Origin of the sequence: Streptomyces sp. NPDC001832, assembly GCF_040297265.1 — a bacterium.
Classification (GTDB): Bacteria; Actinomycetota; Actinomycetes; order Streptomycetales; family Streptomycetaceae; genus Streptomyces.
On sequence record NZ_JBEOYU010000005.1, the window covers coordinates 41819 to 58356 of the forward strand.

Sequence of the window (16538 nt, forward strand, 5' to 3'; positions counted from 1 at the left end):
GCGTCGGCTTCATGTCCAACATGGCCGTCCTCGAAGGTGTGCTTGAGCGCATCACGTACGCCAACGAGGAGAACGGGTACACGGTCGCCCGCGTCGACACCGGCCGGGGCGCGGGTGATCTGCTGACCGTCGTCGGTTCGCTGCTCGGCGCGCAGGTCGGCGAGTCGCTGCGGATGGAGGGGCGCTGGAGTTCGCACTCCCAGTACGGCAAGCAGTTCACGGTGGAGAACTACACGACCGTGCTGCCCGCCACCATCCAGGGCATCCGCCGCTATCTCGGCTCCGGCCTGATCAAGGGCATCGGCCCGGTCATGGCGGACCGGATCACCACGCACTTCGGCGTCGACACCCTCGACGTCATCGAGCAGGAGCCGAAGCGGTTGGTCGAGGTGCCCGGTCTCGGGCCGAAGCGGACGAAGATGATCGCGGCGGCCTGGGAGGAACAGAAGGCGATCAAGGAGGTGATGGTTTTCCTCCAGGGGGTCGGCGTCTCCACCTCCATTGCCGTCCGCATCTACAAGAAGTACGAGGACGCGTCGATCTCCGTCGTCAAGAACCAGCCCTACCGGCTGGCCGCCGACGTCTGGGGCATCGGGTTCCTCACCGCCGACAAGATCGCCCAGGCCGTCGGTATACCGCACGACAGCCCGGAGCGGGTCAAGGCCGGGCTTCAGTACGCGCTGTCGCAATCCACCGACCAGGGGCACTGCTTCCTCCCCGAGGAACGGCTGATCGCCGACGGGGTGAAGCTGCTCCAGGTCGATACGGGGCTGGTCATCGAGTGCCTCGCCGAACTGGCCGAGGACCCGGAGGGCGTCGTACGGGAGAAGGTGCCGTCGCCCGAGGGGGGCGAGTTGATCACGGCCATCTATCTCGTGCCCTTCCACCGTGCCGAGGTCGCCCTCGCCGCCCAGGTGCAGCGGCTGCTGCGGACGCCCGAGGAACGGATGCCGGCCTTCGCGGACGTGGACTGGGACAAGGCGCTGGCCTGGCTCGCCACGCGCACGGGCGCGAATCTGGCCCCCGAGCAGGAGGCCGCGGTCCGGCTCGCGCTCAGCCGTAAGGTCGCCGTCCTGACCGGTGGGCCCGGCTGCGGGAAGTCGTTCACCGTCCGGTCCATCGTGGAGCTGGCCCGCGCAAAGAAGGCCAAGGTGGTGCTGGCCGCGCCCACCGGGCGGGCCGCGAAACGGCTGTCCGAGCTGACCGGGGCCGAGGCGTCCACCGTGCACCGGCTGCTGGAGCTCAAGCCGGGCGGCGACGCGGCGTACGACCGGGACCGGCCGCTGGACGCCGATCTGGTCGTCGTCGACGAGGCATCGATGCTGGATCTGCTGCTTGCCAACAAACTGCTGAAGGCGGTGGCACCCGGTGCCCACCTCCTGCTCGTCGGGGACGTCGACCAGTTGCCGTCGGTCGGCGCGGGGGAGGTGCTGCGCGATCTGCTCGCCGACGGCAGCCCCGTCCCGGCGGTCCGGCTGACCACGATCTTCCGGCAGGCCCAGCAGTCCGGAGTGGTCACCAACGCGCACCGGATCAACTCCGGCGTACCGCCCCTCACTCAGGGCCTCAAGGACTTCTTCCTCTTCGTGGAGGACGAGACGGAGGACGCGGGCGTACTCGCGGTGGACGTCGCCGCCCGCCGTATCCCGGCCAAATTCGGGCTGGACGCGCGGCGTGACGTACAGGTCCTCGCCCCGATGCACCGCGGCCCGGCCGGCGCGGGCACGCTCAACGGGCTGCTCCAGCAGGCCATCACCCCGGGCCGGCCCGACCTGCCCGAGAAGCGGTTCGGCGGCCGGGTCTTCCGGGTCGGCGACAAGGTCACCCAGATCCGCAACAACTACGACAAGGGGGAGAACGGCGTCTTCAACGGCACGGTCGGTGTCGTTACCGCCCTTGACCTGGACGAACAGAAGTTGACCGTTCTGACGGACGAGGAGGAGGAGATCTCCTACGACTTCGACGAGCTGGACGAGCTGGCCCACGCGTACGCCATGACGATCCACCGCTCCCAGGGCAGCGAGTACCCGGCCGTCGTCATCCCCGTCACCAAGAGCGCCTGGATGATGCTCCAGCGGAACCTGCTGTACACGGCTGTGACCAGGGCCAAGAAGCTCGTCGTGCTGGTCGGCTCGCGGCAGGCGATCGGCCAGGCGGTCCGCACAGTTTCCGCAGGCAGGCGCTGTACGGCGCTGGATTACCGGCTGTCAGGGGGTCAGGGCGGAGGATCCGCGGAAAAAATGATCGATCAAATCGGTGGGAAACATCACGGAGGCCTTCCGGAACCAGAGCCGAGGGGGCAGGATGAGTGAGCTCGCGGCACTGAGTGCCGCGAGTAGGTCCAATGGACGACCCCGAGTGCACTCTCCTGAGCCAAATGGGGGAGGGTGGAGACAGTCAGGGAACCTCGAAGAAGAGGCACTACGTCGGTGAGGGATGACGTGAGCGACAACTCTGTAGTACTGCGGTACGGCGATGGCGAGTACACCTACCCGGTGGTCGACAGCACCGTCGGCGACAAGGGCTTCGACATCGGGAAGCTCCGGTCCAATACGGGCCTGGTCACGCTGGACAGCGGATACGGCAACACCGCAGCGTATAAATCCGCAATCACCTACCTTGACGGTGAGCAGGGCATCCTGCGCTACCGCGGCTACCCGATCGAGCAGCTCGCCGAGCGCTCGACGTTCCTCGAGGTCGCGTACACGCTCATCAACGGCGAGCTTCCCAAGGTCGACGAGCTGTCGACCTTCAAGAACGAGATCACCCAGCACACGCTGCTGCACGAAGACGTCAAGCGGTTCTTCGACGGCTTCCCGCGCGACGCCCACCCGATGGCCATGCTGTCCTCGGTCGTCAGCGCGCTGTCGACGTTCTACCAGGACAGCCACAACCCGTTCGACGAGGAGCAGCGCCACCTCTCGACGATCCGTCTGCTGGCCAAGCTGCCGACGATCGCGGCGTACGCGTACAAGAAGTCGATCGGCCACCCCTTCGTCTACCCGCGCAACGACCTCGCGTACGTGGAGAACTTCCTGCGGATGACCTTCTCGGTCCCCGCCCAGGAGTACGACCTGGACCCGGTCGTCGTCTCCGCACTCGACAAGCTGCTCATCCTGCACGCGGACCACGAGCAGAACTGTTCGACCTCCACCGTGCGTCTGGTGGGCTCCTCGCAGGCGAACATGTTCGCCTCGATCTCCGCCGGTATCTCGGCTCTGTGGGGCCCGCTGCACGGTGGCGCCAACCAGTCGGTGCTGGAGATGCTCGAAGGCATCCAGGCCAACGGCGGCGATGTCGACTCCTTCATCCGCAAGGTGAAGAACAAGGAGGACGGCGTCCGGCTGATGGGCTTCGGCCACCGTGTCTACAAGTCCTTCGACCCCCGCGCCAAGATCATCAAGGCCGCGGCCCACGATGTGCTGTCCGCGCTCGGCAAGTCCGACGAGCTGCTCGACATCGCGCTGAAGCTCGAGGAGCACGCGCTCTCCGACGAGTACTTCGTCTCGCGCAACCTCTACCCCAACGTGGACTTCTACACGGGGCTGATCTACCGGGCCATGGGCTTCCCGACCGAGATGTTCACCGTGCTCTTCGCGCTCGGCCGACTCCCCGGCTGGATCGCCCAGTGGCACGAGATGATCAAGGAGCCCGGTTCCCGCATCGGCCGCCCGCGCCAGATCTACACCGGCGAAGTCCTGCGCGACTTCGTCCCGGTCGAGGGCCGCTGAACCTTGTAGCACCGCCTGCACGACCCCGGCCGCTGTGGCCGGTTGTGCCTTCGCCCCGCGTACCGCGCTTTCGCACAGAGCGCGGTGTCGGGGCGATTTGCGTGAAGCGGGCCCGGACCGCCGGGCCGACAGCGAGAAGCGCCTCGCCATCGATCCCCCCACGGGCCGACAGCGAGGCGCTTCCCATATCCCGGAGCGGATTCCCCCCACGGGATCCGGCCGGGCGTCTGCGGGAGTCGACGCTCCTGGGCGCTCCTCACCTACTGCGAGCTGCGCTTTTCACCTGTACTTCCAGTGCGGTCTGCCGGGGTACGTACGCACGGGAGGGCCGCTCAAAGCTCCCCAGTGCACGTGCCCCGGCCAACGCTTGCCCGAAGCATCCCCCAAGACACTTCAACGGACGTCCCCCAAGACATCCATGGCATCGCACTCTTAGACTCGCGAACCCGCCGGATGGTTACCCTGAAATCGGTGTGATCTAAATCTCTTTGTGGAAGTTACGTGAAGGCGCGCAACCGCAGGCTGTTCGTCACGACGAAGACCGATGAGAACGCCATCGCCGCTCCCGCAATCATAGGGTTGAGCAGCCCAAATGCCGCAAGGGGTAGGGCAGCTACGTTATAGCCGAATGCCCAGAAGAGATTGCCCTTGATGGTGGCCAGGGTGCGCCGGGAGAGCCGGATCGCATCGGCCGCCACCTTGAGATCTCCACGAACGAGGGTGAGATCGCTCGCCTCGATCGCGGCGTCCGTACCGGTCCCCATCGCCAGGCCCAGATCGGCGGTGGCGAGTGCGGCCGCGTCATTGACCCCGTCTCCGACCATGGCTACGGAGCGCCCCCGGGCCTGGAGTCGCTCGATGACGCGGACCTTCTCCTCGGGCAGGACCTCGGCGTGGACCTCGTCGATTCCCACCGTGCGGGCCACGGCGTCCGCCACGGCCCGGTTGTCGCCGGTGAGCAGAACGGGATGGAGGCCGAGCCCGCGCAGCTCGGCGACGGCTGCCGCGCTCGACTCCTTGACCGCGTCGGCGACGGTGAGCACGCCGCGCGCCTGCCCGTCCCAGGCGACCGCGATCGCGGTACGGCCCTGAGCCGCAGCGTCGGCCACGGCGCCGGACAGGGTGCCGGGGACGTCGATGCCTGCGTCGGCGAGCAGCTGCGGGCGGCCGACCAGAACCTGGTGCCCGTCGACCGTGCCGCGTACGCCGAGACCGGCGATGTTGGCGAAGTCCTCGGGGGTGGGGAGGGGGCCACCGATGCGTTCCGTGGCTCCGGCGGTGACGGCCTGGGCGAGGGGGTGCTCGGAGGAGTGCTCCAGGGCGCCGGCCAGCCGCAGGAGCTGGGTCTCGTCGGTGCCGGGAGCGGGGTGGATGTCCTGGAGGGTCGTCCGCCCGGTGGTGACCGTGCCGGTCTTGTCGAGGACGATCGTGTCGATGCGATGCGTGGCCTCAAGGACCTCTGGGCCCTTGATCAGGATGCCGAGCTGGGCGCCGCGTCCCGTACCGACCATGAGTGCGGTGGGAGTGGCCAGCCCCAGGGCGCAGGGGCAGGCGATGATCAGTACGGCGACGGCGGCGGTGAACGCGGCAGTCACGTCGTCCGTGACGAGCAGCCACGCGATCAGGGTGGCCACTGCGAGCACCAGCACCACGGGGACGAAGACCGCGGAGATCCGATCGGCGAGGCGCTGCACCTCGGCCTTGCCGTTCTGGGCTTCCTCGACGAGCTTCGCCATCCTGGCCAGCTGGGTGTCGGTGCCGACCCGGGTCGCTTCGACGACGAGCCGGCCGGAGGCGTTCACGGTGGCCCCGGTTACGGAGTCGCCGACGCCCACATCGACGGGGACGGACTCGCCGGTGAGCATGGAGGCGTCCACGGCGGACGCGCCCTCGACGACGGTGCCGTCGGTGGCGATCTTCTCGCCGGGGCGGACGACGAAACGGTCGCCGACGGTGAGTCGGCCAACGGGGACACGCACCTCGGTGCCGCCCCGGAGGACGGAGACGTCCTTCGCACCCAGGTGCATCAGTGCGCGCAGGGCGGAACCGGCCTTCCGCTTGGACTTCGCCTCCAGATAGCGGCCCAGCAGGATGAAGGTGACGACGCCGGCCGCGACCTCCAGATAGATGGTGGACGAGCCTTCCCCGAGCTCCAGGCTCTGCAGGGGAGACCCGATTGCGCGCGAGACGGTGAAGTCGAAGCCGTGCCGCATCCCGGTCATGCCTGCGTCGCCGAAGAACAGCGCCCACAGGGACCAGCCGAAGGCGGCGAGGGTGCCGACCGAGATCAGGGTGTCCATGGTGGCCGCACCGTGCCGGAGGTTGGTCCAAGTGGCGCGGTGGAAGGGCAGTCCGCCCCAGATGACGACGGGGGCGGCGAGGGTGAGGGAGAGCCACTGCCAGTTGTCGAACTGGAAGGCAGGGACCATCGCGAGCACGATGACGGGGGTGGCGAGGACTGCCGAGACGATCAGACGCTGACGCAGTGCGGCGAGGGCGTCGGCGGCCTTCCGCTCGTCGGCGTCGGCGTCGGCGTCGGTCTCGGCTTCGGCGCCTGTGCCTGCGCGTGTGCCTGTGCCTGTGCCTGTGCCGGTCGGGCTTCCGGTGGGCTGCTCGGCGCGGACTCGCGCGCTGTGCGGGCCGCTGTCCTCGGGGGCGACAGTGACGGTGCTTTCCGGCGTGTCCCTTGCGACAGTCGGTGGCGAGGCGGGCGGCGTCGGTTCGGGGCTGCGCACCGGCTGCGCCGTATAGCCGGTCTTCTCGACCGTGGCGATCAGATCCGCCAGGTCGGTTCCCGGACCGAAGGCGACACGGGCTTTCTCGGTCGCGTAGTTGACGGTGGCGGTGACGCCGTCCATCCGGTTGAGCTTCTTCTCGACGCGGGCCGCGCAGGAGGCGCAGGTCATTCCGCCGATTGTGAGTTCGGCTCGCTGACTCTGCGCTGCCGGGGGCGCGACCTCTGTTGCGCTGTGCATGTCCGAACTCCTGAAAACGCCGACCGGGCCGTACCCCACCAGTATCTGCTGGTCGGCACGGCCCGGCGGTAAATAGGGGCGATACGGGTGTATCCGGCGTATCGGTTGTGCTCCGATGGCGTTCAGGCCCGGCCGACGAGCTCGTAGCCGGCCTCGTCCACCGCGGCGCGCACGGCGTCCTCGGCCAGCGGGGCCCGGGAGGTGACGGTCACCTGGCCGGTGGAGGCGACGGCCTTCACCGAGGTGACACCCGCGAGGCCGGAGATCTCCTCACGGACGGCGCCTTCGCAGTGTCCACAGGTCATGCCTGACACTTGGTAGACGGTGGTCACCCCGCCCGCCGGGGCGCCGGAGTCCGCGCCGTCGTGGCAGGAGCCGCTGGGTGAGCAGCAGGAGCCGGTGGCCTGGGGGAGCTGGGTCTCGGTGGTCATGGTGTTCTCCTCTTCGACGAGCGCAAAAGGGCGTGATGTCGGGAATCCCGGGAGACCCGGGCGCCCCAACACTGATTCCACTATACCCCCAGGGGGTATGAACCGTGGGTGTGCCGCTGGTCACTGCTCGCGGACAGCGGCGCCACGAGCTCTACTGCCCCCGATTTACCCTGCAATCCTGTGGGGTGTGGGGCTATGAGGCATTTGGGGGATTTGGGAGATTTGGGGGTATTGCGTCGCAGACCAGCGGTTCCAGGTAACGGAGCAATGCGGTCTTCAGCTCCCTGATGTACGCGTCCCGCTCGTCGCCCTCGTGGGCCATGATCAGGTCGAGCCCGCCCTTGAAGAGGGAAGGAGTGAGCCCCGTACGGCGGCAGGTGGGAGTCGCTCGCTGTACGGGGCCGGAGGTGTCAGTCCCTGTGTCCTCGGTTGCCGGGTCTTGAGGCGACCCAGGCGCGGATGGTGTCCGCGTACCAGTAGGGCTTGCCGCTCTCTACATGGTCGGGTGATGGGAGGATGCCGTGCTTGCGGTAGGAGCGGACGGTGCCCGGCTGCACTTGGATGTGCGCGGCAATGTCCTTGTAGGACCAGAGCCTTCTGTCCGTCATGGATGACACCTCTCTGCACCGCAGCGGCAGCCGGGAAGGCCGCCGGGGGAGCTGCAGCACGGACGCTGACGATCACTCAGTCTGTGCTCGGTGCAACGACAGGGAGCGAGTTCCGGGGAGGGGCTGTCGAGCGCCTGTGACGAAACACCCACGTAACGGAGACATGTGTGACGAGGAGGTTGCGAGCTCGGCAACCCGATCGGCTATGCCGGCGGATAGGGGAGAGGCGTCGTGCGGGTCGGTCCCGCGTGCCAGAGCGCCGACCAGGTGGCCGGAGTGACCAGGCCGTTCGGTGTGAGTGGCGGGTTGTCCAACTGGAATCGCTGTACGGCGAGGAGGGTCTGCGGTCCGAACGTTCCGTCGACCGCGGACCATGGCAGATAGTGGCGGTTGGCCAGCATGCACTGCACCTGGGAGACGCGATCGCCCTGCTCGCCGTACACGGTCAGCCCCTCGCCGTCGTAGAAGACGCAGACCGGGCTGGAGCCGGGCGGTGGCGGCGGGTTGTGTTCGTCGGCCGAGGCGCCCGGGGCAGCGGCGAGGGCAGCGGCGAGGGCGGCGGCCAGGGCAACCGCGGCCAGGGCAGAGGCTCCGGCCGTCCTGCGGGACGACAGCATCTTTCGGATCATGGTGAGTTGCTCCTTGTGCGGCGGTGGTGTGTGCGGCGGTGGGGTGCGGCCGGGGCCGCGCACCGAATTCTCACGAGGACAACACCGCGTACCGCCACTACGTCACTTCCCGGGGCCGCTCGGCGTGTCAGCCCCGGTGCGGGCTGCCACAGGAGCGGAGGAAGTCCCGAGTGCGGCGGGCGATGGGGAGGGGCTTGTCGGGCGGGCACGGATACATGTCCTGCTCGACGATGGCGAAGAGATCGACGTCCAGTTTGCGGGCGGCGGCGAGAACGGGCTCCAGCGCGGGCACCCCGCCCGGCGGTTCGCACATCACGCCGCGCGCCACGGCGGGCCCGAACGGCACCTCGCCGGCCACGACTTCGGCCAGGATCTCCGGGTCGACCTGCTTGAGATGCAGATAGCCGATCCGCTCGCCGTAGGTCTCGATCAGCTTGACGCTGTCGCCGCCGCAGTAGGCGTAGTGGCCGGTGTCGAGGCAGAGCGAGACCAGGTCGGGATCGGTGGCGTCGAGGAAGCGACTGACGTTCTCCTCGCTGTCGATATGGGTGTCGGCGTGCGGATGGACGACGATGCGCAGCCCGAAACGGTCCCGCACCTCGCGGCCCAGCCGCTCTGTCTGGGTGGTGAGGCTGCGCCACTGCTCCGCGGTGAGGCTGCGGTCCTCCAGGACCTCACCCGTCTTGTCGTCGCGCCAGAAGGATGGGATGACCACGAGATGCCCGGCGCCCATCGCCCGGGTGAGTGCCGCGATGTCGGCGACATGCGCCCAGGTTCGGTCCCAGACGTCCGGTCCATGGTGCAATCCGGTGAAAACGGTCCCGGCCGAGACCGTGAGCCCGCGGCGGCGGGTCTCGTCGGCAAGGCGGACCGGGTCGGTCGGGAGATAGCCGTACGGGCCGAGCTCGATCCACTCGTAACCCGCCGCGGAGACCTCGTCGAGGAAGCGCTGCCAGGGCACTTGCTGCGGATCGTCGGGGAACCACACCCCCCACGAGTCGGGTGCCGAACCGATACGGATACGGGCCGGAGCCAATGCGGAGGAGGTCATGCGGCCCAGCCTCCCGGTCCGGGAGACGAGTGTCAATCATTCGTCCGTATGTCCGGACAAAACGTTGACAGGGTTACGGGGGAGGGCTAGACCTGGGAGCAGCCGCCCCGGTCGCCGGTCGAAGGGATGCATATGCCTGAGCTGTACGACGTCATCACCATGGGCCGGATCGGTGTGGATCTCTACCCCCTGCAGACCGGACTGCCGCTGGCCCGGGTCGAGACATTCGGGAAGTTCCTCGGCGGCTCACCGGCCAACGTCGCCGTCGCGGCAGCCCGGCTCGGCCGGCGGACCGCCGTGGTGACCCGCACGGGCCGGGATGCCTTCGGGGAGTATCTCCGTCACCAGTTGCGGGAGTTCGGGGTGGACAATCGCTGGGCGACGCCCGTCGACGCGTATCCGACGCCGGTCACCTTCTGCGAGATCTTCCCGCCCGATGACTTCCCGCTCTACTTCTACCGGCAGCCCAAGGCCCCCGATCTGGAGATCCACGAGTCGGAGCTGGACCTCGACGCGGTGCGGTCCGCCCGGGTCTTCTGGATGACGGGCACCGGGCTGTGCGCCGAACCGAGCCGCACATCGACGCTCGCCGCCCTGCGCGCCCGCGACCGGTCCGGCGGCATCACCGTCTTCGACCTCGACTGGCGTCCGATGTTCTGGGACACCACAGAAGAAGTTCCCGGGATCTCGGCCACCCCCACCGCCTGCTACCGCGAGGCCCTCGCCCATGCCACCATCGCAGTCGGCAACCTCGACGAATGCGAGATCGCTACCGGCGAGCGAGAACCGTATGCGGCCGCCCGCGCCCTGATCGCCGCGGGCGTCGAGCTCGCCGTCGTCAAACAAGGCCCCAAGGGCGTACTCGCGGTTCACCGCGACGGCACGGCGGCCGATGTGCCGCCGCTGCCCGTCGTAGTCGTCAACGGCCTCGGTGCCGGTGACGCCTTCGGCGGGGCGCTCTGCCACGGGCTGCTCGCAGGATGGGAGACCGAACGCATCATGCGGTACGCCAACGCCGCCGGTGCCATCGTCGCCTCCCGGCTCGCCTGCTCGTCCGCCATGCCGTTCCCGTACGAAGTCGAAGCGGCCCTGACCGAAGGTGCCGTCACCTCCCGCCTCACCGGAGCCACCCCATGACGCCCCCGGCCTCCTCGGTCTCCGAACTCGTTCAGCTGCGCATGCGCCACCCCGAGGCCGTGGCCGAAGCCGCCGCGCGACGCCGCAGACGCCCCCTCGTCGGCAGCGACGGACGCCTGATGATCATCGCGGCGGACCATCCGGCCCGTGGCTCCCTCGCCGTCGGCGACCGCGAACTGGCCATGGCCAACCGCTTCGAGCTTCTGGAACGGCTCTGCCTCGCCCTCTCCCGCCCCGGCGTCGACGGCGTTCTCGCCACCGCCGACATCCTCGACGACCTGCTGCTCCTCGGCGCACTGGAGAACAAGGTCGTCGTCGGCTCGATGAACCGCGGCGGACTCGCGGGCGCCGCCTTCGAACTCGACGACCGCTTCACCGGCCACCGCCCCGAGGACCTCGCCCGGCTCCGCTTCGACGCAGGCAAGCTGCTGCTCCGTATCGACTACGACGACCCCGGTTCCCTCGACACGATGCATGCCACCGCCCGCGCGATCGACGACATGGCCGCACACCGGCTGCCCGTCTTCGTCGAGCCGTTCCTCTGCCGCCGCATGGACGGCCACGTCCGCAACGACCTCGGTGCGGAGGCGGTCACCACCTCGATCGCCATCGCCTCGGGGCTGGCCGGGACATCCGCGTACACCTGGCTCAAGGTCCCCGTCACCGAGAACCCCGGCGACATGGCCCGGGTGATGGAGGCCTCGACGCTGCCCTCCGTGCTGCTGGGCGGAGAGGTGGGCGACGACCTGGACGGAGCGTTCGAGAAGTGGCGCACGGCGCTGCAACTGCCGACCGTCCAGGGCCTGGTGGTGGGGCGTTCACTGCTCTACCCGGCCGACGGGGAGGTGGCCGCAGCCGTCGACACGGCCGTATCCCTGCTGGAGCCGAGAGGAACGGGCGGGGGCCGGGTATCAAGCAGGGAATGGGTATGACGACGCACAACGAATCGCGGTACCACCTCGGCGCCGGGAGCGCGGCGAGCGGCCCCTACACCCTCGACATCGACCCGAAGCGCGCCGGCTGGGACCGGTCGAGCCTGCGTGTGCTGGAGCTGGGGCCGGGCGGAATTCACACGCTCGTCACCGGGGAGAGCGAATGGATCGTCCTGCCGTTGACCGGTGGCTGTACGGTGCACACCTCAGGTGAGATCTTTGAACTTCTGGGCCGGGAAAGCGTGTTCAGCGGGGTATCCGACTTCGCGTACGTACCGCGTGACGCCCATGCACAGATCGCCTCCGGCGCAGGAGGCCGCTTCGCCCTGGCAGGAGCGAAGTGCGAGCGACGACTCCCCGCTCGCTACGGCCCCGCGCCGGAGGTACCCGTCGAGCTGCGCGGCACCGGGAACTGTTCCCGCCAGGTCAACAACTTCGCCGCCGCCGACACCTTCGAGTGCGACCGTCTGATCGCCGTCGAGGTCCTCACCCCCGGCGGCAACTGGTCGTCCTACCCACCGCACAAGCACGACGAGTACCGCCCCGGCGCCGAGTCCGTGCTGGAGGAGATCTACTACTTCGAGGTGGAGAACGACGGCCTCGGCTACCACCGTGTGTCGCCGTCGAGGGACGGCGGTACGGATGTCCTCGCCGAGGTCCGCAGCGGCGACGCGGTCCTCATTCCCGACGGCTGGCACGGCCCGTCCATCGCCGCCCCCGGCCGCACCCTCTACTACCTCAATGTGATGGCGGGCCCGGGGGAGCAGCGGGAGTGGCTGATCAGCGACCACCCCGACCACGGCTGGATCCGCGATACCTGGCCGTCGCAGCCGGTGGACCCCAGACTCCCGTTCTACGGGAGGGAGGAGACCTTGTGAGCGCCCCACGCACCCGCAGGCTCACCACGGCCCAGGCCCTGGTGTCCTTTCTGTCACGCCAGTACACCGAGCGCGACGGCCGGCGGCAGCGCCTGATCAGCGCCACCTGGGGCATCTTCGGCCACGGAAACGTCGCCGGAGTCGGCCAGGCGCTCGTCGAATCGGGCCGAGCGATGCCCTATCTCCAGGGCCGCAACGAGCAGGCCATGGTGCACGCCGCCGTCGGCTACGCACGCCAGTCCGGCCGGCTTTCCGCGCATGCCGTCACCACTTCCATCGGCCCCGGTGCCACCAACCTCGTGACCGGCGCCGCCCTCGCCACCATCAACCACCTCCCCGTCCTCCTCCTGCCCGGGGACACCTTCGCGACCCGGCCTGCCGACCCCGTGCTCCAGCAGCTCGAAGTCCCGTCCGCCGGCGACATCTCGGTCAACGACTGTCTGCGTCCCGTCTCCCGTTACTTCGACCGGATCACCCGACCCGAGGCCCTGATTCCGGCCGCGCTCCAGGCCATGCGCACCCTCGCCGACCCGGCGGAGACCGGCGCGGTCACGCTCGCGCTGCCGCAGGACGTGCAGGCCCAGGCATACGACTGGCCGGAGGAATTCTTCGCCGAGCGCATCTGGTACGTACGCCGGCCGGCCCCCGATCCGCACGAGCTCGACCGGGCGGTACGGGCCGTGCGCAGCGCCCGCCGGCCGCTGATCGTGGCGGGCGGCGGCGTCCATCACAGCGCGGCGGAGGAGGCCCTCGCCGCGTTCGCCTCCGCCACCCGTATCCCCGTCGCCTCCACCCAGGCCGGCAAGGGTTCCCTGCGTCACGACCACCCCGCCGATGTCGGCGGCATCGGCCACACCGGCACCGCGACCGCCGACGAGCTGGCCCGCACCGCCGACCTGGTGATCGGCATCGGCACCCGCTACTCCGACTTCACCACCGCCTCCGCCACGCTCTTCTTGGACCCGGCGGTCCGCTTCCTCAACCTCAACATCACCGGCTTCGACGCCCACAAGCTCGGCGCGCTCCCGCTCGTCGCCGACGCCCGCACCACCCTCGAAGCCCTCACCGCCGCACTCGCCGCACACAACCACCGCGTCGACCCGTCCTACGAGACCGAGTACACCGAGGCCAAGGAGAAATGGGAGCAGCAAGTCACCGCCGCGTTCACCGCCGAGGACCCGCACGCCCGCCCCTCCCAGGCGCAGGTCCTCGGCCTCCTCGACGCCCTCGTCACCGAGGACGACATCCTGATCAACGCGGCCGGCTCGCTCCCCGGTGACCTGCACAAACTCTGGCGGGCCCGCTCCGTGCACCAGTACCACGTCGAATACGGCTACTCCTGCATGGGCTACGAGATCCCGGCGGCGATCGGGGTTCAGCTGGCCGCCCCCGGCCGGCCCGTCTGGGCCCTCGTCGGCGACGGGACGTATCTGATGAACCCCACCGAGATCGTCACCGCGGTGCAGCAGGAACTCCCCGTGAAACTGGTCGTCCTCCAGAACCACGGCTACGCGTCCATCGGCGGCCTTTCCGAGACGGTCGGCGGCGAGCGCTTCGGTACGGCCTACCGCCACCGCGCCGCGGACGGCACCCTCACCGGTCCCCCGCTCCCCGTCGACCTCGCAGCCAACGCCGGCTCGCTGGGGATGCGGGTGCTGCGCGCCAAGACCGTGTGTGACCTGCGCGAAGCCCTTGCCGAGGCGCGTGCCGCGGACCGTCCCACTTGTGTCTACGTCGAGACCGAAACGGCAGACACAGTGTCGGGCCCCCCTCCGGCGCAGGCGTGGTGGGATGTTCCCGTAGCCGAAACGGCCACCCGGCCGTCGGCCGTGAAAGCCCGGGAAGAGTACGACCGTCACGTCGCCGACCGACGCCACCACCTCTGAAGGAGTTCTGTCATGAAGACCGTCAACCACTGGATCGGTGGCAAGACCGTCGAGGGTGCGTCGGGCAACTACGGCCCGGTCACCGACCCGGCCACCGGTGCCGTCACCACCCAGGTCGCGCTCGCCTCGCTCGAAGAGGTCGACGCCGCGGTCGCCGCCGCCAAGGACGCCTACGCCACCTGGGGCACGTCCTCGCTGTCCGCCCGCACGGCGATCCTCTTCCGCTACCGCGCGCTGCTCGACGCCCACCGCGACGAAATCGCCGCGCTGATCACCGCCGAGCACGGCAAGGTGCACTCGGACGCGCTGGGCGAGGTCGCCCGCGGTCTGGAGATCGTCGAGCTGGCCTGCGGCATCACCACCCAGCTCAAGGGCGAGCTGTCCACCCAGGTCTCCAGCCGGGTCGATGTCTCCTCGATCCGCCAGGCGCTCGGTGTCGTCGCCGGCATCACCCCGTTCAATTTCCCGGCCATGGTGCCGATGTGGATGTTCCCGCTCGCCATCGCCTGCGGAAACACCTTTGTGCTCAAGCCCAGCGAGAAGGACCCGTCGGCCGCCAACCGGCTGGCCGAGCTGGCAGCCGAGGCCGGCCTGCCGGACGGCGTGCTGAACGTCCTGCACGGCGACAAGGTCGCTGTGGACGGCCTTCTCAACCACCCCGACGTGGCTGCGGTCTCCTTCGTGGGCTCCACCCCGATCGCCCGCTACATCCACGCCACCGCCTCCGCCAACGGCAAGCGCGTCCAGGCGCTCGGTGGTGCGAAGAACCACATGCTGGTGCTGCCGGACGCGGACCTCGACGCCGCGGCCGACGCCGCCGTCTCCGCCGCCTACGGTTCGGCGGGTGAGCGCTGCATGGCGATCTCCGCGGTCGTCGCGGTCGGCTCCATCGGCGACGAGCTCGTCGCCAAGATCAAGGAGCGCGCCGAGAAGATCAAGATCGGCCCCGGCAATGACCCGACGTCCGAGATGGGCCCGCTGATCACCGCCGCCCACCGCGACAAGGTCGCCTCGTACGTCACGGGCGCCGCCGCCCAGGGCGCCGACGTCGTGCTCGACGGCACCGGCTTCACCGTCGAAGGCTTCGAGGACGGCCACTGGATCGGCCTTTCCCTCCTCGACAACGTGTCCACCGACTCGGACGCGTACAAGGACGAGATCTTCGGCCCGGTCCTGTGTGTCCTGCGCACCGAGACGTACGAGGAGGGTGTCGCCCTCATGAACGCCTCGCCGTTCGGCAACGGCACCGCGATCTTCACCCGTGACGGCGGCGCCGCCCGCCGCTTCCAGTTGGAGATCGAGGCCGGCATGGTCGGTGTCAACGTGCCGATCCCGGTGCCGGTCGGCTACCACTCCTTCGGTGGCTGGAAGGACTCCCTCTTCGGCGACCACCACATCTACGGCAACGACGGCGTGCACTTCTACACCCGCGGCAAGGTCGTCACCACGCGCTGGCCGGACCCGGCCGACGCCCCGGCGGGCGTGGACCTGGGCTTCCCGCGCAACCACTGACGTCACCGACGCCCCGCACCGGCCCGTACGGATCCACGATCCGTGCGGGCCGGTCGGCGTTCGACCTCCACGACACATCCGGGTGGGGCTCCGACGCAAGCTCGTCCTTGCCGCGCTCACATGCGACGCAGGCCCATGTACTGGAGCCCGCCCATGGCCGCCACCGTCAGGCCCTGGAACACGATCCATCCGTTGCCGATCCCGGTCGCGTTCAGCGCGCCCATGGCGACCGTCGCGACGCTGGTCACGGCCCAGGCCATGTTCAGGGTGATGATGACGGCGACCGAGCCGCGGTTGATGTTCTCCTGGCGGGAGACGACCAGCACCCACAGGGCGTACCCGGTGAGGAACACACCCACCGGGTACTGCACCGAGAGGGGCACGCCGAGGAACGAGTCCAGGACCGTGGCGAGTGCGAGGTATCCGATGCCGTTCGCACCGGTGAGGAGCACGTCCGTCAGGAGGGCGAACCGGAGAAGGCTGTCGGAACGGGTGGCGGCCGCGACCGGGACCGTACCCGCGTTCTGGGACGACGTCATGAGGTCTTCCTTTCGTTGTCATGCTGCTGAACCGGAGGGGGTGCTGAGTGGGACCGGTGGCGCTTCCCGTATCGGGAAACACGGGGGCGGGCGAACCGAGGAGGACCCGGGGCTCGGTGTTCGTCGGCAGGAACGAATCGAGCGAGAGACCGCTCAGTGGACCGGAGGCGTAGAAGCAGCCCCAGGACGCCGTCGTCTGTAGAAGCAGCCCCAGGACTGCGTCTTTTCG

Annotated in this window: 13 protein-coding genes and 1 pseudogene; 7 read left to right on the forward strand and 7 right to left on the reverse strand. The window is 69.1% G+C overall.

The features are described from left to right. Nucleotides 1-11 precede the first annotated feature (11 nt). Both recD2 and ABT115_RS06205 read left to right on the forward strand, forming a co-directional pair. Nucleotides 12-2312, forward strand: coding sequence for an SF1B family DNA helicase RecD2 (gene recD2 / locus ABT115_RS06200; protein WP_351784590.1), 2301 nt, complete (start codon nt 12-14; stop codon nt 2310-2312). A 129-nt stretch (nt 2313-2441) separates the two neighbouring features. Then, complete coding sequence (locus ABT115_RS06205; protein ID WP_351784592.1) at nt 2442-3731, forward strand: citrate synthase; 1290 nt, start codon at nt 2442-2444, stop codon at nt 3729-3731. A gap of 497 nt (nt 3732-4228) precedes the next feature. On the opposite strand, the gene ABT115_RS06210 is transcribed toward ABT115_RS06205, so the two are convergent. From ABT115_RS06210 to ABT115_RS06235, 6 genes and pseudogenes are all read right to left on the reverse strand, one after another. Continuing rightward, a complete protein-coding gene (locus tag ABT115_RS06210) occupies nt 4229-6706 on the reverse strand; it encodes a heavy metal translocating P-type ATPase (protein ID WP_351784594.1) in 2478 nt (825 codons plus the stop codon). Between the two features lie 122 nt (nt 6707-6828). Beyond that, complete coding sequence (locus ABT115_RS06215) at nt 6829-7137, reverse strand: heavy-metal-associated domain-containing protein (RefSeq protein WP_351784596.1); 309 nt, start codon at nt 7135-7137, stop codon at nt 6829-6831. Nucleotides 7138-7330: 193 nt separating this feature from the next. Beyond that, nucleotides 7331-7510, reverse strand: a pseudogene (locus ABT115_RS06220) (TetR/AcrR family transcriptional regulator); the annotation flags it as partial. 37 nt (nt 7511-7547) lie between these two features. Next, nucleotides 7548-7745, reverse strand: coding sequence for a helix-turn-helix transcriptional regulator (locus tag ABT115_RS06225; RefSeq protein ID WP_351784598.1), 198 nt, complete (start codon nt 7743-7745; stop codon nt 7548-7550). Between the two features lie 203 nt (nt 7746-7948). Beyond that, a complete protein-coding gene (locus ABT115_RS06230; protein WP_351784600.1) occupies nt 7949-8374 on the reverse strand; it encodes a peptidoglycan-binding domain-containing protein in 426 nt (141 codons plus the stop codon). Nucleotides 8375-8501: 127 nt separating this feature from the next. Further along, nucleotides 8502-9425: a sugar phosphate isomerase/epimerase family protein gene (locus ABT115_RS06235; RefSeq protein ID WP_351784602.1), complete on the reverse strand. Its 924-nt coding sequence runs from the start codon at nt 9423-9425 to the stop codon at nt 8502-8504. A 132-nt stretch (nt 9426-9557) separates the two neighbouring features. Here ABT115_RS06235 and iolC point away from each other — a divergent pair, with 132 nt between their 5' ends. From iolC to ABT115_RS06260, 5 genes are read left to right on the forward strand one after another with little or no spacing between them, the layout of a single operon-like run. Then, nucleotides 9558-10562 carry a 5-dehydro-2-deoxygluconokinase gene (iolC, locus tag ABT115_RS06240; protein WP_351784604.1) on the forward strand — a complete coding sequence of 335 codons (1005 nt, stop codon included), beginning with the start codon at nt 9558-9560 and terminating at the stop codon, nt 10560-10562. Beyond that, nucleotides 10559-11494 (forward strand): Cgl0159 family (beta/alpha)8-fold protein, encoded by a 936-nt coding sequence (locus ABT115_RS06245; protein WP_351784606.1) that lies wholly within the window; start codon nt 10559-10561, stop codon nt 11492-11494. The genes iolC and ABT115_RS06245 overlap by 4 nt, the downstream gene beginning before the upstream one ends. Continuing rightward, nucleotides 11491-12372, forward strand: coding sequence for a 5-deoxy-glucuronate isomerase (gene iolB / locus ABT115_RS06250; RefSeq protein WP_351784608.1), 882 nt, complete (start codon nt 11491-11493; stop codon nt 12370-12372). The genes ABT115_RS06245 and iolB overlap by 4 nt, the downstream gene beginning before the upstream one ends. Then, nucleotides 12369-14258 carry a 3D-(3,5/4)-trihydroxycyclohexane-1,2-dione acylhydrolase (decyclizing) gene (gene iolD / locus ABT115_RS06255; protein WP_351784610.1) on the forward strand — a complete coding sequence of 630 codons (1890 nt, stop codon included), beginning with the start codon at nt 12369-12371 and terminating at the stop codon, nt 14256-14258. The genes iolB and iolD overlap by 4 nt, the downstream gene beginning before the upstream one ends. Before the next feature lie 12 nt (nt 14259-14270). Continuing rightward, nucleotides 14271-15770 carry a CoA-acylating methylmalonate-semialdehyde dehydrogenase gene (locus ABT115_RS06260; RefSeq protein ID WP_351784612.1) on the forward strand — a complete coding sequence of 500 codons (1500 nt, stop codon included), beginning with the start codon at nt 14271-14273 and terminating at the stop codon, nt 15768-15770. 116 nt (nt 15771-15886) lie between these two features. Here the strand turns inward: ABT115_RS06260 and ABT115_RS06265 are convergent, their stop codons facing one another. Continuing rightward, on the reverse strand, nt 15887-16309 hold the full coding sequence (locus tag ABT115_RS06265; RefSeq protein WP_351784614.1) for a hypothetical protein: 423 nt from the start codon (nt 16307-16309) through the stop codon (nt 15887-15889). Nucleotides 16310-16538: the final 229 nt, after the last annotated feature.

Bases quoted from the DNA above. Each gene is read 5' to 3' on its own strand.
- ABT115_RS06260 (WP_351784612.1), top strand. From the start codon at position 14,271: ATGAAGACCGTCAACCACTGGATCGGTGGCAAGACCGTCGAGGGTGCG.
- iolC (WP_351784604.1), top strand. From the start codon at position 9,558: ATGCCTGAGCTGTACGACGTCATCACCATGGGCCGGATCGGTGTGGAT.
- ABT115_RS06245 (WP_351784606.1), top strand. From the start codon at position 10,559: ATGACGCCCCCGGCCTCCTCGGTCTCCGAACTCGTTCAGCTGCGCATG.
- ABT115_RS06210 (WP_351784594.1), bottom strand. From the start codon at position 6,706: ATGCACAGCGCAACAGAGGTCGCGCCCCCGGCAGCGCAGAGTCAGCGA.
- ABT115_RS06215 (WP_351784596.1), bottom strand. From the start codon at position 7,137: ATGACCACCGAGACCCAGCTCCCCCAGGCCACCGGCTCCTGCTGCTCA.
- ABT115_RS06265 (WP_351784614.1), bottom strand. From the start codon at position 16,309: ATGACGTCGTCCCAGAACGCGGGTACGGTCCCGGTCGCGGCCGCCACC.
- ABT115_RS06225 (WP_351784598.1), bottom strand. From the start codon at position 7,745: ATGACGGACAGAAGGCTCTGGTCCTACAAGGACATTGCCGCGCACATC.
- iolB (WP_351784608.1), top strand. From the start codon at position 11,491: ATGACGACGCACAACGAATCGCGGTACCACCTCGGCGCCGGGAGCGCG.
- ABT115_RS06230 (WP_351784600.1), bottom strand. From the start codon at position 8,374: ATGATCCGAAAGATGCTGTCGTCCCGCAGGACGGCCGGAGCCTCTGCC.
- ABT115_RS06235 (WP_351784602.1), bottom strand. From the start codon at position 9,425: ATGACCTCCTCCGCATTGGCTCCGGCCCGTATCCGTATCGGTTCGGCA.
- recD2 (WP_351784590.1), top strand. From the start codon at position 12: ATGTCCAACATGGCCGTCCTCGAAGGTGTGCTTGAGCGCATCACGTAC.